Source organism: Oryzomicrobium sp., assembly GCF_036820405.1.
Classification (GTDB): Bacteria; Pseudomonadota; Gammaproteobacteria; order Burkholderiales; family Rhodocyclaceae; genus Oryzomicrobium.
On the sequence record NZ_DAISLS010000008.1, the window covers coordinates 53,045 to 76,702 of the forward strand.

Sequence of the window (23,658 nt, forward strand, 5' to 3'; positions counted from 1 at the left end):
TTATAACTGCAATTAATCCGCCAGCGCAAACTCTTGTTACTGCAGCTTGATTTCCACGTCGACGCCAGCCGGCAGATCCAGCTTCATCAGCGCATCGACCGTCTTGTCGGTCGGGTCGATGATGTCCATCAGGCGTTGATGGGTGCGGATTTCGAACTGGTCGCGGGACGTCTTGTTGACGTGCGGGGAACGCAGGATGTCAAAACGCTGCTTGCGGGTGGGCAGGGGCACAGGGCCACGCACCACGGCGCCGGTCCGCTTGGCGGTCTCGACGATTTCCTGAGCGGACTGATCGATCAGGCGGTAGTCGAAAGCCTTGAGGCGGATACGGATTTTCTGGTTTTGCATGATTGTTCCTAAAGAGCGAATCAAAGAGCAGGGAAAGAACTGAGCCGGCGGAGTACGCCGGCTCAGTCAGATCAGGCCGAGATTACTCGATGATCTTGGAGACGACGCCGGCGCCGACGGTGCGGCCGCCTTCGCGGATGGCGAAGCGCAGACCTTCTTCCATGGCGATCGGGCAGATCAGCTTCACGGTCATCTGGATGTTGTCGCCCGGCATCACCATCTCGGTGCCTTCCGGCAGGCTGATGGCACCGGTCACGTCCGTGGTCCGGAAGTAGAACTGGGGACGGTAGTTGTTGAAGAACGGGGTGTGACGGCCACCTTCGTCCTTGGACAGAACGTACACTTCACCGGTGAAGTGGGTGTGCGGGGTGATGGAGCCCGGCTTGGCCAGCACTTGGCCGCGCTCGACTTCTTCACGCTTGGTGCCGCGCAGCAGCACGCCGACGTTGTCACCGGCCTGACCTTGGTCCAGCAGCTTGCGGAACATTTCCACGCCGGTGCAGGTGGTCTTGACAGTGGGCTTGATGCCGACGATTTCGATTTCTTCGCCAACCTTGACGATGCCGCGCTCGACACGGCCGGTCACCACGGTGCCGCGGCCGGAGATGGAGAACACGTCTTCGATGGGCAACAGGAAGGGCTTGTCCACAGCGCGCTCAGGCGTCGGGATGTAGCTATCCAGGGCGTCGGCCAGGGCCAGGATGGCGGGCTCGCCGATTTCGGACTGGTCGCCTTCCAGGGCCTTCAGGGCGGAGCCCTTGACGATGGGGATGTCGTCGCCCGGGAAGTCGTACTTGGACAGCAGGTCGCGCACTTCCATTTCCACCAGCTCGAGGAGCTCGGCGTCGTCGACCATGTCGCACTTGTTCAGGAAGACGATGATGTAGGGCACGCCGACCTGACGGGCCAGCAGGATGTGTTCGCGGGTCTGCGGCATGGGGCCGTCAGCAGCGGAACAGACCAGGATGGCGCCGTCCATCTGGGCGGCACCGGTAATCATGTTCTTCACGTAGTCGGCGTGACCCGGGCAGTCCACGTGGGCGTAGTGACGGGTCGCGGTTTCGTACTCGACGTGAGCGGTGTTGATGGTGATGCCCCGGGCCTTTTCTTCCGGAGCAGCGTCGATCTGGTCGTACGCCTTTGCTTCGCCACCGAACTTCTTCGACAGAATGGTGGTGATCGCCGCCGTCAGCGTGGTCTTGCCGTGGTCAACGTGACCAATCGTGCCAACGTTCACGTGCGGCTTCGTACGTTCGAACTTTTCCTTAGCCATTACGCTTCCTTATCTTTCAATAAACTGGATTACTTCTTGTTGCTGATGACAGCATCAGCAACGTTCTTGGGGGCTTCCACGTAGTGCTTGAACTCCATGGAATAGGTGGCGCGGCCCTGGGTCAGGGAGCGCAGCTGGGTGGCGTAGCCGAACATTTCGGCCAGCGGCACTTCGGCCTTGACTTCCTTGATCCCGCCCGGCAGGTCGTCCATACCCTGGACGATGCCACGGCGGCTGGACAGGTCGCCCATCACGTTGCCCATGTACTCTTCGGGGGTTTCCACCACCACGGCCATCATCGGCTCGAGCAGAACCGGGCTGGCCTTGCGCATGGCGTCCTTGAAGGCCATCGAAGCCGCCATCTTGAAGGCGTTTTCGTTGGAGTCCACGTCGTGGTAGGAACCGTCGAACAGGGTGACCTTGACGTCCACCACCGGGAAGCCGGCCAGCACGCCGTTCGGCAGGGTTTCCTGCAGGCCCTTGTCCACCGCGGGGATGTACTCGCGGGGCACCACACCACCCTTGATGGCATCGACGAACTCGTAGCCCTTGCCGGCTTCGTTCGGCTCCAGCTTGATCCAGACGTGGCCGTACTGACCGCGGCCGCCGGACTGCTTGACGAATTTACCTTCCTGTTCCACCGCCTTGCGCACGGCTTCGCGGTAGGCCACTTGGGGAGCACCCACGTTGGCTTCCACGCCGAATTCGCGCTTCATGCGGTCGACGATGATCTCGAGGTGCAGCTCGCCCATGCCGGAGATGATGGTCTGACCGGACTCTTCGTCGGTGCGCACGCGGAAGGACGGATCTTCCTGAGCCAGACGGTTGAGGGCCAGGCCCATCTTTTCCTGGTCGCCCTTGGTCTTCGGCTCGACAGCCACGTGGATCACGGGGTCGGGGAATTCCATGCGCTCGAGGATGATCGGAGCGTCCGGATCGGACAGGGTCTCCCCGGTGGTCACTTCCTTCAGGCCCACGCAGGCGGCGATGTCGCCGGCGCGCACTTCCTTGATCTCTTCGCGATCATTGGCGTGCATCTGCAGCAGACGACCGATCCGCTCCTTACGACCCTTGATCGGGTTGTAGATGGTGTCGCCGGAGTTCAGCACGCCGGAGTAGACGCGGATGAAGGTCAGCTGGCCGACGTACGGGTCGGTCATCAGCTTGAAGGCCAGAGCGGAGAACTTGGCGCCATCGTCAGCCGGACGGGTGTCGGGATCGCCGTTTTCCTTTTCGCCCTGCACCGGGGGAATGTCCACCGGAGACGGCAGGAACTGGATCACCGCGTCGAGCATGCGCTGCACGCCCTTGTTCTTGAAGGCGGTGCCGCACAGCATCGGCTGGATTTCGCAGTTGATGGTGCGGGTGCGCAGGCCGATGACCACGTCCTCCTCGGAGAGCTCGCCCTCTTCCAAGTACTTGTTCATCAGGTCTTCGCTGGCTTCGGCAGCCGCTTCAACCATCTGGGCGCGCCATTCCTCGGCCTTCTCCTTGAGGTCGACCGGGATGTCTTGGTACTCGAACTTCATGCCCTGGGAAGCTTCGTCCCAGATGATGGCCTTCATCTTGAGCAGATCGACCACACCGGCGAAGGTATCCTCAGCGCCGATCGGCAGCACGACGGGCACAGGATTCGCCTTCAGGCGCATCTTCATCTGGTCATAGACCTTGTAGAAGTTGGCACCGGAACGGTCCATCTTGTTCACGAAGGCGAGACGGGGCACCTTGTACTTGTTGGCCTGGCGCCACACGGTCTCGGACTGGGGCTGCACACCACCTACGGCGCAGTACACCATGCAGGCACCGTCCAGGACGCGCATGGAACGCTCCACCTCGATGGTGAAGTCCACGTGCCCCGGAGTGTCGATGATGTTGAACCGGTGCTCAGGGAGGGACATGTCCATGCCCTTCCAGAAACAGGTGGTGGCGGCGGAGGTGATGGTGATACCCCGCTCCTGCTCCTGCTCCATCCAGTCCATGGTGGCGGCGCCATCATGCACTTCACCCAGCTTGTGGTTCACGCCGGTGTAGAAAAGAATCCGCTCGGTAGTGGTGGTCTTGCCGGCGTCGATGTGGGCGCTGATACCGATGTTGCGGTAGCGCTCGATGGGAGTCTTGCGAGCCACGATTTAACCCTAGTGGTAAAGATTAGAAGCGGAAGTGGGAGAAAGCCTTGTTGGCTTCAGCCATCCGATGCACTTCGTCGCGCTTCTTCACGGCGCCGCCACGGCCTTCGGCCGCTTCGAGCAGCTCGTTAGCCAGACGCTGACCCATGGACTTCTCTGAACGCTTGCGAGCAGCGTCGCGCAGCCAGCGCATGGCCAGGGCCATACGGCGGGACGGACGGATTTCCACGGGGACCTGGTAGTTGGCACCGCCGACGCGGCGGCTCTTCACTTCGACCATGGGACGGGCGTTGCCGAGGGCCGCCACGAACACTTCGACCGGGTTCTTGCCACCCTTGGTCTCGATCTGGGAGAAAGCACCATAGACGATGCGCTCGGCAACAGACTTCTTGCCGGACTGCATGATGGTGTTGATGAACTTGGAGACGTCCTGATTACCGAACTTGGGATCGGGCAGAATCTCACGCTTGGGGACTTCGCGACGACGAGGCATCTTGCTTCCTTCGATTGAATATGAACCGACCGCTTAGGCGGCTTTCGGGCGCTTGGCACCGTACTTGGAGCGGGACTGCTTACGGTCCTTGACGCCCTGGGTGTCGAGGGAACCGCGCACGGTGTGGTAACGCACACCCGGCAAGTCCTTCACACGGCCGCCACGGATCAGGACCACGGAGTGCTCCTGCAGGTTGTGGCCTTCACCGCCGATGTAGGAGATGACTTCGTAGCCGTTGGTCAGACGGACCTTGCACACCTTACGAAGCGCGGAGTTCGGCTTCTTCGGGGTGGTGGTGTAGACACGGGTGCAGACGCCACGCTTCTGCGGGCAGGACTGCAGCGCCGGGACCTTGCTCTTGGTGACTTCCGCCACGCGCGGCTTGCGCACGAGTTGGTTAATGGTCGGCATAGTTCAATTCCCAAAAAGCCGCGCGGCGGCAGACACCGCACGGCACAGGCTTATTTTCCTAAGCAGAAGCAATGGTTAGCCTCTGCCGACAAAGACCGCAGATTCTATTTTTTTTCAACCCCCCAGTCAACGAAGGGACTGGGGGCCGAAATCATACATCCATCTGCGGAGCGTCTCCAGCGGTAGTTTCCACCGCCGCGGGAGTTTCCTCTTCGAGGGAACGGTCCGCCGCCAGGTCGTCCCCGGCGGACTGAGCCTTCCGGGTACGGTGGTAAGCGAGACCGGTGCCGGCCGGGATGAGACGGCCGACGATAACGTTTTCCTTGAGGCCGCGCAGCTCGTCGCGCTTGCCCATGATGGCCGCCTCAGTGAGCACCCGGGTGGTTTCCTGGAAGGACGCCGCCGAGATGAACGAGTCGGTGGACAGGGAGGCCTTGGTGATACCGAGCAGAACCGGCTCGAAGACCGCGGGCTGCTTGCCCTCGGCCATCATGCGGTCGTTGGCGATCAGCACCTCGGAACGCTCCACCTGCTCGCTGCGGATAAAGCCGGTGTCACCCGAGTCGGTAACCTGGACGCGACGCAGCATCTGGCGGACGATCACTTCGATGTGCTTGTCGTTGATCTTCACACCCTGCAGACGGTACACGTCCTGCACTTCGTCGGTGATGTAGCGTGCCAGCTCCTCGACACCCTTGAGGCGCAGGATGTCCTGCGGATCGGGTTCGCCGTCCACGATGGACTCGCCCTTGTTCACCACCTGGCCATCGTGCACCAGGACATGCTTGTCCTTGGGGATCAAGTAGTCGTGGGCCTGGCCTTCCAAGTCGGTGATCACCAGGCGCTGCTTGCCCTTGGTGTCCTTACCGAAGGAGATGGTGCCGGTGACTTCCGCCAGCATGCCGGCGTCCTTGGGGGTACGGGCTTCGAACAGCTCGGCCACCCGCGGCAGACCACCGGTGATGTCACGAGTCTTGGCCGATTCCTGGGGAATACGGGCCAGCACCTCGCCGCCGCCCACCAGCAGGCCGTCGGTCACGGTGATGATGGCGCCTACCGGGAAGGAGATAACCACCGGCTGCTCGGAGTTGGCGATCTTGACTTCCTCGCCGTTGCCGTCGATCAGCTTGACCTGGGGACGCAGCCCCTTGGACTGGGCCTTGCCGCCGCGCTTCGGATCGATCACCACCAGGGTGGACAGGCCGGTCACGTCGTCGATCTGCTTGGCGACGGTGACGCCCTCTTCCACGTTCTCGAACTTGGCGGTACCGGAGTACTCGGTGATGATGGGACGGGTGTGGGGGTCCCAGGTCGCCAGCTTGGTGCCGGCCTTGACCTGCTTGCCTTCGTCCGCCTGCAGCACGGCACCGTAGGGCACCTTGTGGCGCTCGCGCTCGCGGCCCATGTCGTCGGCGATGATGATTTCGCCGGAACGGCCGACCACCACTTTTTCACCCTTGTTGCTGGTGACGTAGCGCATGGTCGAGGTGAAGCGCACGGTACCGTTGGACTTGGCTTCGACGTTGTCGGCCACAGCGGCACGGGAGGCCGCGCCACCGACGTGGAAGGTCCGCATGGTCAGCTGGGTGCCCGGTTCGCCGATCGACTGGGCAGCGATCACACCCACGGATTCACCGGTGTTCACCAGGGAACCGCGGCCCAGGTCGCGGCCGTAGCACTTGGCGCACAGGCCGTAGCGGGTTTCGCAGGTGAGCGGAGTGCGCACCTTGACCTCGTCGATGCCCAGGCGATCGATCAGATCGCAGGTATCCTCGTCCAGCAGCGTGCCGGCAGCGATGGCAACTTGCTGGGTCTCGGGATCGAGCAGGTCGTCGGCGGTGACGCGGCCGAGGATGCGCTCGCGCAGCGGCTCGATCACTTCACCGCCCTCGATCAGGGCCTTCATGACGAAGCCGTTGGCGGTGCCGCAATCGTCCTCGGTGATCACCAGATCCTGGGTCACGTCCACCAGACGGCGGGTCAGGTAACCGGAGTTGGCGGTCTTCAGCGCGGTATCGGCCAGACCCTTACGGGCACCGTGGGTGGAGATGAAGTACTCCAGCACGTTCAGGCCTTCGCGGAAGTTCGAGTAGATCGGCTCTTCGATGATCGAGCCGTCCGGCTTGGCCATCAGGCCCCGCATACCGGCCAGCTGCTTGATCTGGGCGGCGGAACCCCGGGCGCCGGAGTCGGCCATCATGTAGATGGAGTTGAAGGACTCCTGCTTGACCTTGGCGCCGGCGCGGTTGATCGTCTCTTCGAAGGAGAGCTGGTCCATCATCACCTTGGCGACCTGGTCGCCGGCACGGCCCCAGATGTCCACCACCTTGTTGTAGCGCTCGCCCTGGGTCACCAGGCCGTTCTTGTACTGCTCTTCGATCTCGCGCACTTCCTCACGGGCGGCGCCGATGATCTCGTGCTTCTGGGTCGGCACGCGCATGTCGCCGGCGCAGAAGGAGATACCGCCGCGGGTAGCGAGGCGGAAGCCGTTCTGCATCAGCTTGTCGGCGAACACCACGGTTTCCTTCAGGCCGCAACGGCGGAAGGATTCGTCGATCAGCTTGGAGATCGCCTTCTTCTTCAGCGGCTGGTCGATGGCCTTGAAGGGCAGGCCCTTGGGCAGGATCTGGGAGAGGATGGCGCGGCCGACGGTGGTCTCGACGCGCACCAGGCGCTCGGACCAGCCGCCTTCGGCGGTCTTGTCGTAGTGCTTGAGGCGCACCGCAATCTTGGAGTGCAGCTCCACTTCCTTGGCCGCGTAGGCACGCTCGACTTCGGCCACGTCGGCGAAGAACATGCCCTCGCCCTTGGCGTTGATGCGCTCACGGGTGGCGTAGTAGAGGCCGAGCACGATGTCCTGGGAGGGGACGATGATCGGGTTGCCGTTGGCGGGGGACAGCACGTTGTTGGAGGCCAGCATCAGGGTGCGGGCTTCCATCTGCGCTTCCAGGGACAGCGGGACGTGGACGGCCATTTGGTCGCCGTCGAAGTCGGCGTTGAACGCCGCGCACACCAGCGGGTGCAGCTGGATGGCCTTACCTTCGATCAGGGTCGGCTCGAAGGCCTGGATGCCCAGACGGTGCAGGGTCGGCGCCCGGTTGAGCATGACCGGGTGTTCGCGGATCACGTCTTCCAGGATGTCCCACACCACGGGTTCCTGGGATTCCACCATCTTCTTGGCTTGCTTGATGGTGGTGGCCAGGCCGAGCACTTCCAGCTTGTGGAAGATGAAGGGCTTGAACAGCTCCAGGGCCATCAGCTTGGGCAGGCCGCACTGGTGCAGGCGCAGCTGCGGGCCCACCACGATCACGGAACGGCCGGAGTAGTCGACGCGCTTACCGAGCAGGTTCTGACGGAAGCGGCCGCCCTTGCCCTTGATCATGTCGGCCAGGGACTTCAGCGGGCGCTTGTTGGCACCGGTCATGGCCTTGCCGCGACGGCCGTTGTCGAGCAGGGAGTCCACGGATTCTTGCAGCATGCGCTTTTCGTTGCGCACGATGATGTCCGGGGCCTTCAGCTCGAGCAGGCGCTTCAAGCGGTTGTTGCGGTTGATGACGCGGCGGTACAGATCGTTCAGGTCGGAGGTGGCGAAGCGGCCGCCGTCCAGGGGCACCAGCGGACGCAGGTCCGGGGGCAGCACGGGCAGCACTTCGAGGACCATCCAGTCGGGCTTGATGCCGGACTTCTGGAAGCCTTCGAGGATCTTCAGGCGCTTGGCGATCTTCTTGTTCTTGGCCTCGGAACCGGTGGTTTCCAGTTCCTGGCGCAGCCTCTCGACATCGCGGTCCACGTCAATGGTGCGCAGCAGCTCGCGCACGGCCTCGGCGCCCATCAGGGCCTGGAATTCGTCGCCGTATTCCTCGACCTTGGCCAGGTAGTCATCCTCGGTCAGCAGCTGGCCGCGTTGCAGCGGGGTCATGCCGGCCTCGACCACCACGAAGGCTTCGAAGTAGAGGACGCGCTCGATGTCGCGCAGGGTCATGTCCAGCACCATGCCGAGACGGCTGGGCAGGGACTTGAGGAACCAGATGTGGGCGACCGGCGAGGCCAGCTCGATGTGGCCCATGCGCTCGCGGCGCACCTTGGCCAGGGTCACTTCGACGCCGCACTTCTCGCAGATCACGCCGCGGTGCTTGAGGCGCTTGTACTTGCCGCACAGGCACTCGTAGTCTTTGATCGGTCCAAAGATCTTGGCGCAGAACAGGCCGTCCCGCTCCGGCTTGAAGGTGCGGTAGTTGATGGTTTCCGGCTTTTTGACTTCGCCGAAGGACCAGGAACGGATCTTCTCGGGGGACGCGAGACCGATGGTGATCGCGTCGAATTCCTCTTCCTGGGTTACCTGTTTGAACAGATCCAGCAGTGCTTTCATTGCTCACTCCTTGGAGGGGTGAATACTACAAATCCGGTGCCAATCAGGCCTTGTCGGTAGACAGGGCGGTACGGGCCGGCGTTCTTGGCTAAAACGCCGGCCCGGGGCGATGCTTAGTAGCGCTCCAGGTCCATGTCGATCGCCAGGGAGCGGATTTCCTTCACCAGCACGTTGAAGGATTCCGGCATGCCCGCATCGATGCGGTGCTCGCCCTTGACGATGTTTTCGTAGACCTTGGTCCGGCCGTTCACGTCGTCCGACTTCACGGTCAGCATTTCCTGCAGCACGTAGGACGCGCCGTAGGCTTCCAGGGCCCACACTTCCATTTCGCCGAAACGCTGGCCGCCGAACTGGGCCTTGCCGCCCAGGGGCTGCTGGGTCACCAGGCTGTAGGGGCCAGTGGAACGGGCGTGCATCTTGTCGTCCACCAAGTGGTGCAGCTTCAGGAAGTGCATGTAACCGACGGTCACCGGACGGTCGAAGGCTTCGCCGGTGCGGCCGTCGAACAGCACCAACTGGGTCTTGTCGGTCCACTCGCGGCCGGTCTGGGGATCGACCATCTTGCGGAAGCCCAGGCGCTCGGTGCGCTCGTCATCACTCGGGAAAGCGAAGTCGAGCATGGTGCGGATGTCCTGCTCCTTGGCGCCGTCGAACACCGGAGTGGCGAACGGCAGGCCACCCTTGAGGTTCTCGGCCAGCTCCAGCACTTCGGCGTCGTTCAGAGACTTGATCTCCTCGGACTTGCCGCCGGCGTTGTAGACCTTGTCCAGGTAGGCGCGGACCTCGGCAGCGTTGCGCTCTTGGCGCAGCATCTCGTCGATGCGCTTGCCGATGCCCTTGGCCGCCCAGCCCAGGTGGACTTCGAGAATCTGGCCCACGTTCATCCGCGACGGCACGCCCAGCGGGTTCAGCACGATGTCGACGGGGTTGCCGTCGGCCATGTGCGGCATGTCTTCCACCGGGGTGATCTTGGAGACCACGCCCTTGTTACCGTGACGGCCGGCCATCTTGTCGCCGGGCTGCAGGCGGCGCTTGACGGCCAGGTAGACCTTGACCATCTTCTGCACGCCCGGGGGCAGCTCGTCGCCCTGGGTGAGCTTCTTGCGCTTCTCTTCGAAGGCGACGTCGAAGTCCTTGCGGGTCTGCTCGATGCCTTCGCGCAGGCCTTCCAGCTGCTGGGCGACTTCTTCGTCGGCCATGCGGATGTCGAACCAGTGGTGCGGATCGATGGTGTCCAGGTAGGCCTGGGTGACCTCGGTACCGCGGGCCAGCTTCTTCGGACCGCCGTTGGCGACCTTGCCCATCAGCAGGCGGCCGACGCGCTCGAAGGTGTCGCGTTCGACGATGCGCATCTGGTCGGCCAGATCCTGCTTGTAGTGGCGCAGGTGCTCGTCGATGATCGACTGGGCGCGCTTATCGCGCTCGATGCCCTCGCGGGTGAACACCTGGACGTCGATCACCGTGCCGGCGATGCCGGAGGAAACGCGCAGGGAGGTGTCCTTAACGTCGGAGGCCTTCTCGCCGAAGATGGCGCGCAGCAGCTTCTCTTCGGGGGTCAGCTGGGTTTCGCCCTTCGGCGTCACCTTGCCCACCAGCACGTCGCCGGCTTCGACCTCGGCACCGATGTAGACGATGCCGGACTCGTCCAGGCGGGACAGCTGGGCTTCGCCCAGGGACGGGATGTCGCGGGTGATTTCCTCGGGTCCGAGCTTGGTGTCCCGGGCGACCACGGTCAGTTCCTCGATGTGGATCGAGGTGTAGCGGTCTTCGGCCACCACGCGCTCGGAGATCAACACCGAGTCTTCGAAGTTGAAGCCGTTCCAGGGCATGAACGCGATTAGCATGTTCTGCCCCAGTGCCAGCTCGCCCTTGTCGGTGGAGGCGCCGTCGGCCACCACGTCGCCCTTGGCGATACGATCGCCGCGCTTGACCATGGGCCGCTGGTTGATGTTGGTGTTCTGGTTGGAACGGGTGTACTTGGTCAGGTTGTAGATGTCCACGCCGACTTCGCCCGGCACGGTTTCATCGTCGTTGACCCGGACCACCACGCGGGAGGCATCCACGTAGTCCACCAGACCGCCGCGCAGCGCCTGGACGGCGGTGCCGGAGTCCACAGCCACGGTGCGTTCGATGCCGGTGCCGACCACGGGCTTTTCCGGGCGCAGGCAGGGCACGGCCTGACGTTGCATGTTGGCGCCCATCAGCGCGCGGTTCGCATCGTCGTGCTCGAGGAACGGCACCAGGGAGGCGGCCACGGACACGATCTGGGACGGGGCCACGTCCATGTACTGGACCTGGTCCGGCGAGGCCAGCATGAATTCGCCACGGTTCCGGCAGGACACCAGTTCACCGATCAGGGTGCCCTTGGCATCGACTTCGGCGTTGGCCTGGGCGATCACGTACTGGCCTTCCTCGATGGCGGACAGGTACTCGATCTCGTCGGTGACGCGCAGATCCACCACCTTGCGGTAGGGGGTCTCCAGGAAGCCGTAGTCGTTGGTCCGGGCGTAGATGGCCAGGGAGTTGATCAGGCCGATGTTCGGGCCTTCCGGCGTTTCGATCGGGCAGACGCGGCCGTAGTGGGTCGGGTGCACGTCGCGCACTTCGAAGCCGGCACGCTCCCGGGTCAAGCCGCCCGGGCCAAGGGCCGACACGCGGCGCTTGTGGGTAATCTCGGACAGCGGGTTGGTCTGGTCCATGAACTGGGAGAGCTGGCTGGAGCCGAAGAACTCCTTGATCGCGGCCGAGATCGGCTTGGCGTTGATCAGGTCATGGGGCATCAGGTTGTCGGACTCGGCCTGGGACAGGCGTTCCTTGACGGCGCGCTCGACGCGGACCAGGCCGGCGCGGAACTGGTTTTCGGCCAGTTCGCCGACGCAGCGCACGCGGCGGTTGCCCAGGTGGTCGATGTCGTCGATGTCGCCGCGGCCGTTGCGCAGTTCCACCAGCAGCTTGATCGATTCGACGATGTCGCGGGGCGACAGGGTCAGCTGCTCGCGCACCTCGTTGGCCACGCCCAGACCCTTCAGCTTGGCGGCCAGGGCGTCGGCCTCTTCCCGGGTCAGGTTCTCGGCAGCGGCACGGGGGCCGTACTGCATCTCGGCCAGGGTGTCGCGGATGTTGCCTTCCTTGGCGCCGGTGGCTTCGACCAGGGCGTTCACCACGGCGGTCTGGGCGTCAGCCTTGCCCGGCACATGGGTCATCATCACCTTGTATTCGACCACGTCCTTGCGGCTGAGGCGGCGGTTGAACTTCATGCGGCCGACGGCGGACAGGTCGTAGCGCTCGTCGGAGTAGAACAGGCCCTGGAACAGAATCTCGACGGCTTCCTCGGTGGGCGGCTCGCCGGGGCGCATCATGCGGTAGATGGCGACGCGGGCGGCCTGCTTGGAGGCGGTTTCGTCGGAACGCAGGGTCTGGGAGATGAAGGCGCCCCGATCCAGGTCGTTGGTGTACAGGGTCGGGATGGCGTCGATGCCCGACTCGAGCAGCTTGGCGAGCAGGGACTCGGTGATCTCGTCGTTGGCGTTGGCCACCACTTCACCGGTCTCGGTGTCGACCACGTTGCGGGCGACGGTGCGGCCGACCACGAAGTCCTCGGGCACGGCGATGCGCTTGATGCCGGCGGCGTCAAGGTCGCGGATGTGCTTGGCGGTGATGCGCTTGTCCTTGGGGACGATGACCTTGCCGGTGCGGTCCACGAAGTCGAAGCGGGCCACTTCGCCGCGCAGGCGCTCGGGTACCAGTTCGAATTCCAGGCCGCCCTTCTTGGTGACGTGGAAGGTGTCGAATTCGAAGAAGTTGGCCAGAATCTCCTCGGCGTTCATGCCGATGGACTTGAGCAGGGTGGTCACCGGCATCTTGCGGCGACGGTCCACGCGGAAGAACAGGGTGTCCTTCGGATCGAACTCGAAGTCCAGCCAGGAGCCGCGGTAGGGGATCACGCGGGCGGAGAAGAGCAGCTTGCCCGAGGAGTGGGTCTTGCCGCGGTCGTGCTCGAAGAACACGCCGGGGGAGCGGTGCAGCTGGGAGACGATGACCCGCTCGGTGCCGTTGATGACGAAGGAGCCGGTGGTGGTCATGAGCGGCAGTTCGCCCATGTAGACTTCCTGCTCCTTGACTTCCTTGATGGTGTCGGGGGTTTCCCGGTCCATGATCACCAGGCGCACGCGGGCGCGCAGGGCGGAGGCGAAGGTCAGGCCGCGCTGTTGGCATTCCTTGACGTCGAAGGTCGGCTCGGCCAGGTTGTAGCTGACGAACTCCAGACGAGCGTTCCCGGAATGGGAGACGATCGGGAAGATGGAGGAGAAGGCGGCCTGCAGACCCTGGTTGAGGCGTTTGCCGGGATGCACGTCCGCCTGCAGGAAGGACGTGTAGGACTCCAGTTGCGTCGCGAGGAGGAAGGGCACATCGAGCACGCCGGAACGCTTGGCGAAGCTCTTGCGGATGCGCTTTTTCTCGGTGAAGGAGTAGGTCATGGTCGCTCCGAGAGACTGAAATCGGGAATCCGCCGACGGCTTGCACCGCCCTGCGGCCGGCCCGCAAAGGGCCGCTCATGGTGAAACAGACAAACGGGAGAGCGTGGCACGGGCTGCTCCGCCCTCTCGTTTAACCGCTCGTACTGCACCTGCTGCTGCAAAAACCGCTTCCGGGAAAAATCTTTTCCAGAAAGCGCAAAAGGGCTGACGGCAAACGCCGCCAGCCCAAACACCCGGAAAGCGAGATTACTTGATCTCGACCTTCGCGCCGGCGTCTTCCAGCTGCTTCTTGATCGCTTCGGCGTCGGCCTTGGCGATGGCTTCCTTGACGGGCTTCGGAGCGCCGTCCACCAGGTCCTTGGCTTCCTTCAGGCCCAGGCCGGTCACAGCACGCACCACCTTGATCACTTCAACCTTCTTGTCGCCGGCGCCGGTCAGGACCACGGTGAACTCGGTCTGCTCTTCAGCAGCGGCAGCGGCACCGCCGCCAGCGCCCGGAGCGGCCACGGCCAGGGAGGCAGCGGAAACGCCGAACTTCTCTTCGAACGCCTTGACCAGGTCGTTCAGGTCCATAACGGTCATCGCGCCGACGGCTTCGAGGATGTCTTCTTTGGTGATAGCCATTTAAATCACTCCTAATTCGGAATTCAGTTGAGTTCTGTCGATAAGCTGAACAAGGGCCGGCCGTTAGGCGGCGGCGCCTTCTTCTTCGCGCTTCTTGGCGAGTGCGGCCAGGGCGCCGGCGAAGCCGGAGACCGGGGCCTGCATGATGCCCAGCAGCTTGGCCAGCAGCTCTTCGCGGCTGGGGATGGAGGCGAGCGCCTGCACACCGGCCTTGTCGAGCGCGTTACCGGCGTAGCAGCCAGCTTTGAGCACGAGCTTGTCGTTGGTTTTTGCGAAGTCGTTGAGCACCTTCGCCGCAGCGACCGGATCCACCGAGATGCTATAGATCAGCGGGCCGGTCATCTGGTCGGCGAGCGGGGCGAACGAAGTGTCCGCCACGGCGCGGCGCACCAAGGTGTTCTTCAGCACACGCAGGTACACGCCAGACTCGCGGGCCTTCTTGCGCAGCACGGTGAGATCGCCCACCTCGATGCCACGGTATTCAGCCACGACGATGGTCTGGGCGTTGGCAACCTGGGCCGACACCTCAGCTACGACGGCTTTCTTTTCGTCGAGATTCAGACTCAAGGTCTTTCCTCCTTTCAAGTCCACACACGGCAGGGTTCGCAAGAACCGCCACCGCACCCACGGCGACCTGAACCAGGAGCGCTGCCGGGGCGTCGCTGCCACGGCAAAAATCCTGTTTCGGGAACACCGTCTGCGCAGGCCGCGGGTCTTACGACCCGCCATTAAGCAGTCCCGTCGCCGGGCCCGCGCCTGCGGTCTTTGACGATCTGCCGCCCAAAAGGCGACAGCCCAAAGTACAAAACGGAGCTGCCTTCCGGCAGCTCCGCACAATCGTTACAGCTTACTGCGCCAGCAGGGAGGCGGCATCGACGCGAACGCCGGGGCCCATGGTGCTGGAAAGGGCGATCTTCTTCAGGTACACGCCCTTGGCGGCAGCGGGCTTGGCCTTTTGCAGCGCATCGATCAGCGCGCGCAGGTTCTGCTCCAGCTTGTCGGCTTCGAAGGAAGCGCGGCCGATGGTGGCGTGCACGATACCGGCCTTGTCGGTGCGGTACTGAACTTGACCGGCCTTGGCGTTCTTCACCGCAGTGGTCACGTCCATGGTCACGGTGCCAACCTTCGGGTTCGGCATCAGGCCACGGGGGCCGAGAATCTGGCCCAGGGCGCCCACCACGCGCATGGCGTCGGGGGTGGCAATGACCACGTCGAAGTTCAGGTTGCCAGCCTTGACCTGCTCGGCCAGGTCGTCAAAACCGACGACTTCGGCACCAGCGGCCTTGGCGGCCTCGGCCTTGTCGCCTTGGGCGAACACGGCGACGCGCACGGACTTACCGGTACCGGCGGGCAGCACCACGGAGCCACGGACCACTTGGTCGGACTTACGGGGGTCCACACCCAGGTTCACGGCCACATCGACGGACTCGTTGAACTTGGCGGTGGCGGTTTCCTTGACCAGGGACAGGGCGTCGGCCAGGGCATAGGCCTTGTTCCGGTCGATCTTGCCCGCCAGGGCTTTTTGCTTCTTGCTCAGCTTGGCCATGTTAGAGACCCTCCACCGTGATACCCATGGACCGGGCGGAGCCGGCGATGGTGCGCACCGCCGCTTCCAGGTCGGCGGCGGTCAGGTCGGGCGACTTGGTCTTGGCGATTTCTTCGCATTGGGCGCGGGTGATCTTGCCCACCTTGTCGGTATGGGGCTTAGCAGAACCCTTCTGGATGCCGGCGGCCTTCTTGATGAGGATGGTGGCCGGCGGAGTCTTCATCACGAAGGTGAAGGACTTGTCCGCATAGGCGGTGATCACCACGGGGATCGGCAGGCCGGGCTCGACGCCTTGCGTCTGGGCGTTGAAGGCCTTGCAGAATTCCATGATGTTGAGGCCGCGCTGACCCAGCGCGGGACCGATCGGGGGCGAGGGGTTCGCCTTGCCCGCCGGCACTTGCAGCTTGATAAAGCCGACGATCTTCTTGGCCATGATGGCTCCTGTTTCGTGAGTCTTAACGCGACTTCAGCCCCATACGGGGCTTACTCTCGCTCCTCTTCCGGGAACTTGCCGGCGCCGATTGCTCGACGCCGCGGGGGCCCGGCCCCAAATCCTTACTGCGGTCAGGCCTTTTCGACTTGGCCGAAATCCAGTTCCACCGGGGTGGCGCGACCGAAGATGGTGACCGAGACGCGCAACTTGCTCTTCTCGTAGTTCACATCCTCGACGCTGCCGTGGAAGTCGGTGAACGGGCCTTCCTTGACGCGAACCACTTCGCCGATCTCGAAAAGGATCTTGGGACGGGGCTTCTCCACCCCTTCCTGCATCTGCTGCAGGATCTTCTCCACTTCCTTCTCGGTGATCGGGGTGGGCTTAGTGGCCGTACCGCCGACGAAACCGGTGACCTTGGCGGTGCTCTTCACCAGGTGCCAGGTGTCGTCGTTCATTTCCATTTCGACGAGCACGTAGCCGGGGAAGAACTTCCGCTCGGTGATGCTTTTCTGGCCACCCTTCATTTCCACGACTTCTTCGACGGGAACAAGAATCTGACCAAAGAGGTCCTGCATGCCGCTACGGGCGATGCGGTCCACCAGCGCCCGCTGAACGCTCTTTTCGAAGCCCGAATAGGCGTGAACCACGTACCAGCGCTTGCTCATGATTTCTTCCATCCCAGAATCAGGTCGTACAGCGCCCATTCCAGGCTTTTATCCGTCACCCAGAGGAAGATCGCCATGACGACGACAAAGGCGAACACCGCCCCAGTCATCTGCAGGGTTTCCTTGCGGGTCGGCCATACCACCTTGCGGGCTTCGAGGGCCGCCTCTTGGGCAAAAACGAAAAAACGCTGCCCCGGTTCGGTATACCAGGCCAGCGCAGCAGCGGCAGCCACACCGACCAGCACCGCCAGGATGCGGATGATCAGCGCCTGCTCGGCCAGCAAATAAAAGCCGACCACGCCGGCCGCGAGGAGCGCGATCGCCAGCGCAAATTTGAGCTTATCGGCCATTGTGATCGTTCTGTAAAGTTGGCAGGGGCAGAGGGTCTCGAACCCCCAACCTTCGGTTTTGGAGACCGACGCTCTGCCAATTGAGCTATGCCCCTGCAGCAGAGACTACAAAGCGCCCCGGGGTTGGACCGGGACGCTTACTAACTACCGATCAGCGATTACTCGATGATCTTGGAGACGACGCCGGCGCCGACGGTGCGGCCGCCTTCGCGGATGGCGAAGCGCAGACCTTCTTCCATGGCGATCGGGCAGATCAGCTTCACGGTCATCTGGATGTTGTCGCCCGGCATCACCATCTCGGTGCCTTCCGGCAGGCTGATGGCACCGGTCACGTCCGTGGTCCGGAAGTAGAACTGGGGACGGTAGTTGTTGAAGAACGGGGTGTGACGGCCACCTTCGTCCTTGGACAGAACGTACACTTCACCGGTGAAGTGGGTGTGCGGGGTGATGGAGCCCGGCTTGGCCAGCACTTGGCCGCGCTCGACTTCTTCACGCTTGGTGCCGCGCAGCAGCACGCCGACGTTGTCACCGGCCTGACCTTGGTCCAGCAGCTTGCGGAACATTTCCACGCCGGTGCAGGTGGTCTTGACAGTGGGCTTGATGCCGACGATTTCGATTTCTTCGCCAACCTTGACGATGCCGCGCTCGACACGGCCGGTCACCACGGTGCCGCGGCCGGAGATGGAGAACACGTCTTCGATGGGCAACAGGAAGGGCTTGTCCACAGCGCGCTCAGGCGTCGGGATGTAGCTATCCAGGGCGTCGGCCAGGGCCAGGATGGCGGGCTCGCCGATTTCGGACTGGTCGCCTTCCAGGGCCTTCAGGGCGGAGCCCTTGACGATGGGGATGTCGTCGCCCGGGAAGTCGTACTTGGACAGCAGGTCGCGCACTTCCATTTCCACCAGCTCGAGGAGCTCGGCGTCGTCGACCATGTCGCACTTGTTCAGGAAGACGATGATGTAGGGCACGCCGACCTGACGGGCCAGCAGGATGTGTTCGCGGGTCTGCGGCATGGGGCCGTCAGCAGCGGAACAGACCAGGATGGCGCCGTCCATCTGGGCGGCACCGGTAATCATGTTCTTCACGTAGTCGGCGTGACCCGGGCAGTCCACGTGGGCGTAGTGACGGGTCGCGGTTTCGTACTCGACGTGAGCGGTGTTGATGGTGATGCCCCGGGCCTTTTCTTCCGGAGCAGCGTCGATCTGGTCGTACGCCTTTGCTTCGCCACCGAACTTCTTCGACAGAATGGTGGTGATCGCCGCCGTCAGCGTGGTCTTGCCGTGGTCAACGTGACCAATCGTGCCAACGTTCACGTGCGGCTTCGTACGTTCGAACTTTTCCTTAGCCATTTCAGCCCCTCAAATTTCGAGACAAAAGAGTGAAAAACCGTGGTGCCCATGGGCAGGATTGAACTGCCGACCTCTCCCTTACCAAGGGAGTGCTCTGCCACTGAGCTACATGGGCGATCCAACAAAACCTTGTTACCGCGCGCTGGAGCGGGTGAAGGGAATCGAACCCTCGTCATAAGCTTGGAAGGCTTCTGCTCTACCATTGAGCTACACCCGCCCAATTTCCAGCTTGGTTCCGAGAGAGCCTGACAACGGGCTTTTCGGTCTTCACCCTGCAACACGATCGACACCGATCGCGCCGCAAGCGGTTTGGTGGAGGAGGAAGGATTCGAACCTTCGAAGGCAGTGCCGTCAGATTTACAGTCTGATCCCTTTGACCGCTCGGGAACTCCTCCGGATCGAAACGGCTAATTGCATCTACCTGGCTTTGCAGCCAAGTAGTCGTTCGAGCCGAGAGGCAGAATTATAGCAACAATTCCTCCGACGTCTACTCTTTTTTGGCTTTCCTTCCCTTCCCGGGGCAGCGCTCCCCTTTTTGTCGCTTTTCCCCATGCGGAAGACGTCGGACACCCGTTGCAACCACCTTTCGGACACGTCCTTTTCAATCCTCGTAGAATGGCGCCCATAGCCAACGCGGCGCGGACGGGTGGCCGAAAGTACACCTTCCCGGCGACGCCGCAGCTCCCCCAACAAGTTGAAACGCTTCGATTATGACCTCGCACCAGCAGAATCCCGCTTCTCCGCCCCCGGAAGCCCTCATCGCCGCCCTGCGCGCCCGTTTCGGCGAACGCTTTTCCCAGGGCGAATCGGTCCGCCTCCAGCACGGCCGCGACGAGTCGGTGCACACGCCGATGCTGCCCGACGGCGTCGTCTTCGCCCAAAGCACCTCCGAGGTGGCCGACGCCGTGGCCCTGTGCCACGCCCATGGCGTGCCGGTGATCCCCTACGGCACCGGCAGTTCGGTGGAAGGCCACGTCCTCGCCCCCCGCGGCGGTATCACCATCGACCTGGCCGGCCTGAGCCAGGTCAAGCACATCCACGCCGAAGACCTGACCGCCACGGTGGAAGCCGGGGCCACCCGCACCCAGTTGAACGCTGCCCTCAAGGGCACCGGCCTGTTCTTTCCCATCGACCCGGGGGCCGACGCCTCCCTGGGCGGCATGGCCTCCACCCGAGCCTCCGGCACCAACGCCGTGCGCTACGGGACCATGAAGGAAAACGTGCTGCAACTCACCGTGGTGCTGCCCGACGGCCAGGTCATCAAGACCGGCAGCCGGGCGCGCAAGTCGTCGGCGGGCTACGACCTGACCCGCCTGTTCGTCGGCGCCGAAGGCACCCTGGGCATCGTCACCGAACTGACGGTGCGCCTGTACCCGGTGCCCGAAGCCATTTCCGCCGCGGTGTGCGCCTTCCCCAGCGTGGATGAGGCGGTCAACACGGTGATCGAGACCATCCAGCTTGGGGTTCCGGTGGCCCGGGTCGAACTGCTCGACGCGGTGACCATGGGTGCCATCAACCGCTTCTCCAAGACCGACTACCCGGAATCCCCCACCCTGTTCTTCGAGTTCCACGGTTCCGAGGCCGGGGTGGCCGAACAGGCCGAGACGGTGCAGGCCCTGGCCGCCGAGCACGGCGGGCAGAACTTCCAGTGGGCGGCTCGCCCCGAGGACCGCACCCGCCTGTGGCAGGCCCGCCACGACGCCTACTTCGCCTGCCTGCAGATGCAGCCGGGCTGCCGCGCCTTCCCCACCGATGTGTGCGTGCCGATCTCGCGCCTGGCCGAGTGCATCCACGCCACCAACGAGGATATCGCCCAGGTCGGCCTCAAGGTCGCCCTGTTCGGCCACGTCGGCGACGGCAACTTCCATCTAGTGGTACTGGTCGATCCGGACAGCGAAAAGGACATGGCCGCCGCCGAATGGCTCAACGAGCGGGTGGTCGGCCGCGCCATCGACATGGAAGGCACCTGCACCGGCGAGCATGGCATCGGCCTGGGCAAGCAGCAGTTCATGGTGCGGGAGCACGGCCAGGGCGCCGTGGACCTGATGCGCGTACTCAAGCGCGCCATCGACCCGGCCGACCTGATGAACCCGGGCAAAATCCTGCCCGCCGCCTGAACGGCTGCCGTCAGCTCCATACTTCGACACTCCAACGCGCCGACACGCCACCACCGCCGTGAAGCCCACCCGCCTCCAGCCGATCCTCCACCCGGCCGCCCTCCAGGTCGCGGTGGGTTATGCGTTGGCGGCCCTGGCCTGGATCGCATTGTCGGACTATGTGGTGGACCTCTTCGCCCCCCCGACCGCCAGCGGCGGCTGGCAAAGCCTCAAGGGCGGCGCCTTCGTCCTGCTCACCTCCCTGCTCCTCTACCGGCTGGTCCGCCATCAGTTGGTCCGGCGCGACGAGGGGGCGCCCCTGCCGCCCCAGCAACTGTGGCGCCCGGTGCTCTACTACCTGGTGTTCGCCGCCGCCCTGGGCGGGCTGGCCTTCAGCGTCTACCGCACCGCCGAGCAGGCCATCGACGATACCGTGGCCCGGGACCTGGAGGCGGTGGCCCAGCTCAAGACCAGCCAGCTCGTCCGCTGGCTCGACGAGCGGCAGCGCGACGCCCAGAGCATCGCCCTCAACCCTTTGTTCGTCGCCGCCCTGGAGCGCTGGCGCCACACCCCTGGCGGCCCCCGCCAGGCGGTGGACGACACCCTGCGAATGCTGCGCGACACCCTGGGCTACCAGGAAATCCACCTGTTCGCTCCAGACGGCCGAACCCTGCTGGCCAGCACCGGCAGCGAACCCCCAGGCCCCGACGATCTGCCGGCCGGCCTTCCCGGCCTGAACCGGCACCGTGCGGCGCTGACCGACTTCCACTACCGCGGCAGTGGCACGACCCGGCGCATCGCCCTGGACCTGTCGCTGCCCATCGCCGCCACCGACGGCCGGCCCCTGGCCATTCTCCAGCTGGAAATCAATCCCGAACGGGATCTGTACCCGGTGCTGCGCCAATGGCCCACCCCCAGCCGCTCGGCGGAGACCTTGCTGGTGCGGCGCGACGACGGCGACGACATGGTCTATCTGGGCGACACCCGCCTCAGCCACGACACCGCCCTGCGCTTGCGCCACTCGCTCAAGGACGACTGGCTGCTCGCCGTCCGGCTGCTCCTGGGCGCCACCGGCCCCCAGCGGGCCCTCGACTACCGCCGCGTGCCGGTGATCGGCGTCGGCAGCCTGATCCCCGACACCCCCTGGCTGCTCATCACCAAGATCGACATCGGCGAGGCGTTCGCCCACCTCACCCTGGTCGGGCGCATCACCGGGCTGGTACTGGCCTCCCTGCTGCTCGCCGCCGCCCTGGTCGGCATCGCCTCCTGGCGCAGCCTGCTGGCCCGCCACCATACCGCGCAGGAGCGCCAGCGCCTGCAACAGGAAGCCCTGCGCAAGCACTACGACCTGCTCTCCAAACACGCCAACGACATCATTTACCTGGCCGACAGCCAGGGCCGCCTGGTGGAATGCAACGACCGGGCCCTGGCCGCCTACGGCCGCAGCCGCGAAGAGTTCCTCACCCTCAACCTGAGCGACCTGCGCACCGAGCAGACCCGCCCGGAACTGACCGGGGTGCTCGACCGGCTGTGGCGCGAGCACCACCTGCTCTACGAAACGGTGCACCAGCGCCGTGACGGCACGCCCTTCCCGGTGGAAGTCAGCGCCCGGGCCCTGGCCATCGAGGGCGAGACCTTCCTCCACGCCGTAGTGCGCGACATCAGCGAGCGCAAGGCGGCCGAGGCGCGCATCGACTACCTGGCGGGCCACGACCCCCTCACCGGCCTGCCCAACCGCAGCCTGCTGGCGGACCGGGCCAGCCTGGTGCTGGACCTGGCCCACCGTTCCGGCAGCCAGGTGGCCCTCGTCTACCTGGACCTGGACCGTTTCCAGGCAATCAACGACACCCTGGGCCACAACCTGGGCGACCGGCTGCTCCAGGAAGTGGCCCAGCGCCTGGAAGCCCAGATCCGCTCGGCGGACACCCTGGCCCGCCTGGGAGGCGACGAGTTCGCCCTGCTCCTGCCCGACACCGACGCCGACGACGCCGCTCACATCGCCGGCAAGCTGCAACAGGCTCTGCGCACCCCCATCGCCCTGGACGGCCACACCCTGCGGGTGTCGATCAGCCAGGGCATCAGCCTCTACCCCCTGGACGCCGACGCCTACAGCGACCTGGTGCGCAACGCCGACGCCGCCCTGCTCGCCGCCAAGAACGCCGGCCGCAACGGCTACCGCTTTTACGAGGCGGCCATGAACGCCCGCATCGCCGAGCAGCTGGCCCTGGAGATGGACCTGCGCGACGCCCTGGAGCACGACGCCCTGCACCTGCACTTCCAGCCCCAGTTCGACCTGGACGACGGCCGCCTGGTGGGGGCCGAGGTGCTGGCGCGCTGGACCCACCCGGACCACGGCCCGATCTCGCCGGCCCGCTTCATTCCCCTGGCCGAGGAAACCGGCCTGATCCTGCCCCTGGGCAACTGGGTGCTGCGCCAGGCCTGCCGCCAATGGCGCACCTGGAGCGACGCCGACCTGATGCCGCCGCCCCTGGCGGTGAACCTCTCCGCCGCCCAGTTCCAGTCCCAGGGACTGCCCGAGGAAGTGGGCGGCATCCTGGCCGACGCCGGCATGGCCGCCGCCAACCTGGAACTGGAACTGACCGAGAGCATCGTCGCCGAGGACGCGGCCCGGGCCGAGGCCACCATGCGTCGCCTCGCCGCCCAGGGCATCCGCCTCTCCATCGACGATTTCGGCACCGGCTATTCGAGCCTGGCCTACCTGCGCCGCTTCCCCCTCGACAAGCTGAAGATCGACCAGTCCTTCGTCCGCGACCTGGCCAATCCCGGCGGCAGCGACGTGATCGTCATCGCCATCATCCAGCTGGCCAAGGCTCTGGGCCTGGCGGTGATCGCCGAGGGGGTGGAGACCCCCGCCCAGGGCGATTTCCTGCGCCTGCACGGCTGCGACGAGGTGCAGGGCTACCTGTACGGGCGCCCCATGCCGTCGGCCGACTTCGCCACCCTGCTCGCCGCCCGCCGACCGGCCGCCCGCACCACCGCGCCCTGACCCCGCCGGGGCGTTTCCAGCGGCTCCTGCCGCCCCCCCATCCCGGGCCGCGACCGGCGCGAAGTTCTACCCATAAGTCCCCTCCCCGTC

At 64.5% G+C, this 23,658-nt stretch carries 16 protein-coding genes and 4 tRNA genes; 2 read left to right on the plus strand and 18 right to left on the minus strand.

Annotated elements, in window-relative coordinates:
* Positions 1 to 36: 36 nt before the first annotated feature.
* The 18 genes from rpsJ to V7Z98_RS09025 form a co-directional block, all read right to left on the minus strand.
* Entirely contained in the window at positions 37 to 348 is a 312-nt protein-coding gene (gene rpsJ / locus V7Z98_RS08940; protein ID WP_054621719.1) for a 30S ribosomal protein S10, read from the minus strand.
* A gap of 82 nt (positions 349 to 430) precedes the next feature.
* On the minus strand, positions 431 to 1,621 hold the full coding sequence (gene tuf, locus V7Z98_RS08945) for an elongation factor Tu (protein ID WP_334157704.1): 1,191 nt from the start codon (positions 1,619 to 1,621) through the stop codon (positions 431 to 433).
* 29 nt (positions 1,622 to 1,650) lie between these two features.
* On the minus strand, positions 1,651 to 3,747 hold the full coding sequence (gene fusA, locus V7Z98_RS08950) for an elongation factor G (protein ID WP_334157705.1): 2,097 nt from the start codon (positions 3,745 to 3,747) through the stop codon (positions 1,651 to 1,653).
* Between the two features lie 22 nt (positions 3,748 to 3,769).
* Positions 3,770 to 4,240 (minus strand): 30S ribosomal protein S7, encoded by a 471-nt coding sequence (rpsG, locus tag V7Z98_RS08955; protein WP_054619994.1) that lies wholly within the window; start codon positions 4,238 to 4,240, stop codon positions 3,770 to 3,772.
* A 33-nt stretch (positions 4,241 to 4,273) separates the two neighbouring features.
* Positions 4,274 to 4,651 (minus strand): 30S ribosomal protein S12, encoded by a 378-nt coding sequence (gene rpsL / locus V7Z98_RS08960; RefSeq protein WP_334157706.1) that lies wholly within the window; start codon positions 4,649 to 4,651, stop codon positions 4,274 to 4,276.
* Positions 4,652 to 4,802: 151 nt separating this feature from the next.
* Positions 4,803 to 9,020 (minus strand): DNA-directed RNA polymerase subunit beta', encoded by a 4,218-nt coding sequence (gene rpoC, locus V7Z98_RS08965; protein WP_334157707.1) that lies wholly within the window; start codon positions 9,018 to 9,020, stop codon positions 4,803 to 4,805.
* A gap of 113 nt (positions 9,021 to 9,133) precedes the next feature.
* Entirely contained in the window at positions 9,134 to 13,498 is a 4,365-nt protein-coding gene (gene rpoB / locus V7Z98_RS08970; RefSeq protein ID WP_334157708.1) for a DNA-directed RNA polymerase subunit beta, read from the minus strand.
* Positions 13,499 to 13,744: 246 nt separating this feature from the next.
* A complete protein-coding gene (gene rplL, locus V7Z98_RS08975) occupies positions 13,745 to 14,122 on the minus strand; it encodes a 50S ribosomal protein L7/L12 (RefSeq protein ID WP_334157709.1) in 378 nt (125 codons plus the stop codon).
* 63 nt (positions 14,123 to 14,185) lie between these two features.
* Complete coding sequence (rplJ, locus tag V7Z98_RS08980; protein ID WP_334157710.1) at positions 14,186 to 14,689, minus strand: 50S ribosomal protein L10; 504 nt, start codon at positions 14,687 to 14,689, stop codon at positions 14,186 to 14,188.
* Positions 14,690 to 14,969: 280 nt separating this feature from the next.
* Complete coding sequence (rplA, locus tag V7Z98_RS08985) at positions 14,970 to 15,668, minus strand: 50S ribosomal protein L1 (protein WP_334157711.1); 699 nt, start codon at positions 15,666 to 15,668, stop codon at positions 14,970 to 14,972.
* A gap of 1 nt (position 15,669) precedes the next feature.
* Entirely contained in the window at positions 15,670 to 16,101 is a 432-nt protein-coding gene (gene rplK, locus V7Z98_RS08990) for a 50S ribosomal protein L11 (RefSeq protein ID WP_334157712.1), read from the minus strand.
* 131 nt (positions 16,102 to 16,232) lie between these two features.
* On the minus strand, positions 16,233 to 16,766 hold the full coding sequence (gene nusG / locus V7Z98_RS08995) for a transcription termination/antitermination protein NusG (protein WP_334157713.1): 534 nt from the start codon (positions 16,764 to 16,766) through the stop codon (positions 16,233 to 16,235).
* Positions 16,763 to 17,116 (minus strand): preprotein translocase subunit SecE, encoded by a 354-nt coding sequence (secE, locus tag V7Z98_RS09000; RefSeq protein WP_334157714.1) that lies wholly within the window; start codon positions 17,114 to 17,116, stop codon positions 16,763 to 16,765. The genes nusG and secE overlap by 4 nt, the downstream gene beginning before the upstream one ends.
* A 19-nt stretch (positions 17,117 to 17,135) precedes the next feature.
* Positions 17,136 to 17,211: transfer RNA gene (locus V7Z98_RS09005), tRNA-Trp, on the minus strand.
* A 63-nt stretch (positions 17,212 to 17,274) separates the two neighbouring features.
* On the minus strand, positions 17,275 to 18,465 hold the full coding sequence (gene tuf / locus V7Z98_RS09010; protein WP_334157704.1) for an elongation factor Tu: 1,191 nt from the start codon (positions 18,463 to 18,465) through the stop codon (positions 17,275 to 17,277).
* A 40-nt stretch (positions 18,466 to 18,505) separates the two neighbouring features.
* A tRNA-Thr gene (locus V7Z98_RS09015) sits at positions 18,506 to 18,580 on the minus strand.
* Between the two features lie 28 nt (positions 18,581 to 18,608).
* Positions 18,609 to 18,682 (minus strand) — tRNA-Gly (locus V7Z98_RS09020).
* A gap of 93 nt (positions 18,683 to 18,775) precedes the next feature.
* Positions 18,776 to 18,860 (minus strand) — tRNA-Tyr (locus V7Z98_RS09025).
* 315 nt (positions 18,861 to 19,175) lie between these two features.
* Here V7Z98_RS09025 and V7Z98_RS09030 point away from each other — a divergent pair.
* Positions 19,176 to 20,582 (plus strand): FAD-binding oxidoreductase, encoded by a 1,407-nt coding sequence (locus tag V7Z98_RS09030; protein WP_334157715.1) that lies wholly within the window; start codon positions 19,176 to 19,178, stop codon positions 20,580 to 20,582.
* 58 nt (positions 20,583 to 20,640) lie between these two features.
* A complete protein-coding gene (locus V7Z98_RS09035) occupies positions 20,641 to 23,568 on the plus strand; it encodes a bifunctional diguanylate cyclase/phosphodiesterase (RefSeq protein ID WP_334157716.1) in 2,928 nt (975 codons plus the stop codon).
* The last annotated feature ends 90 nt before the right edge of the window (positions 23,569 to 23,658 follow it).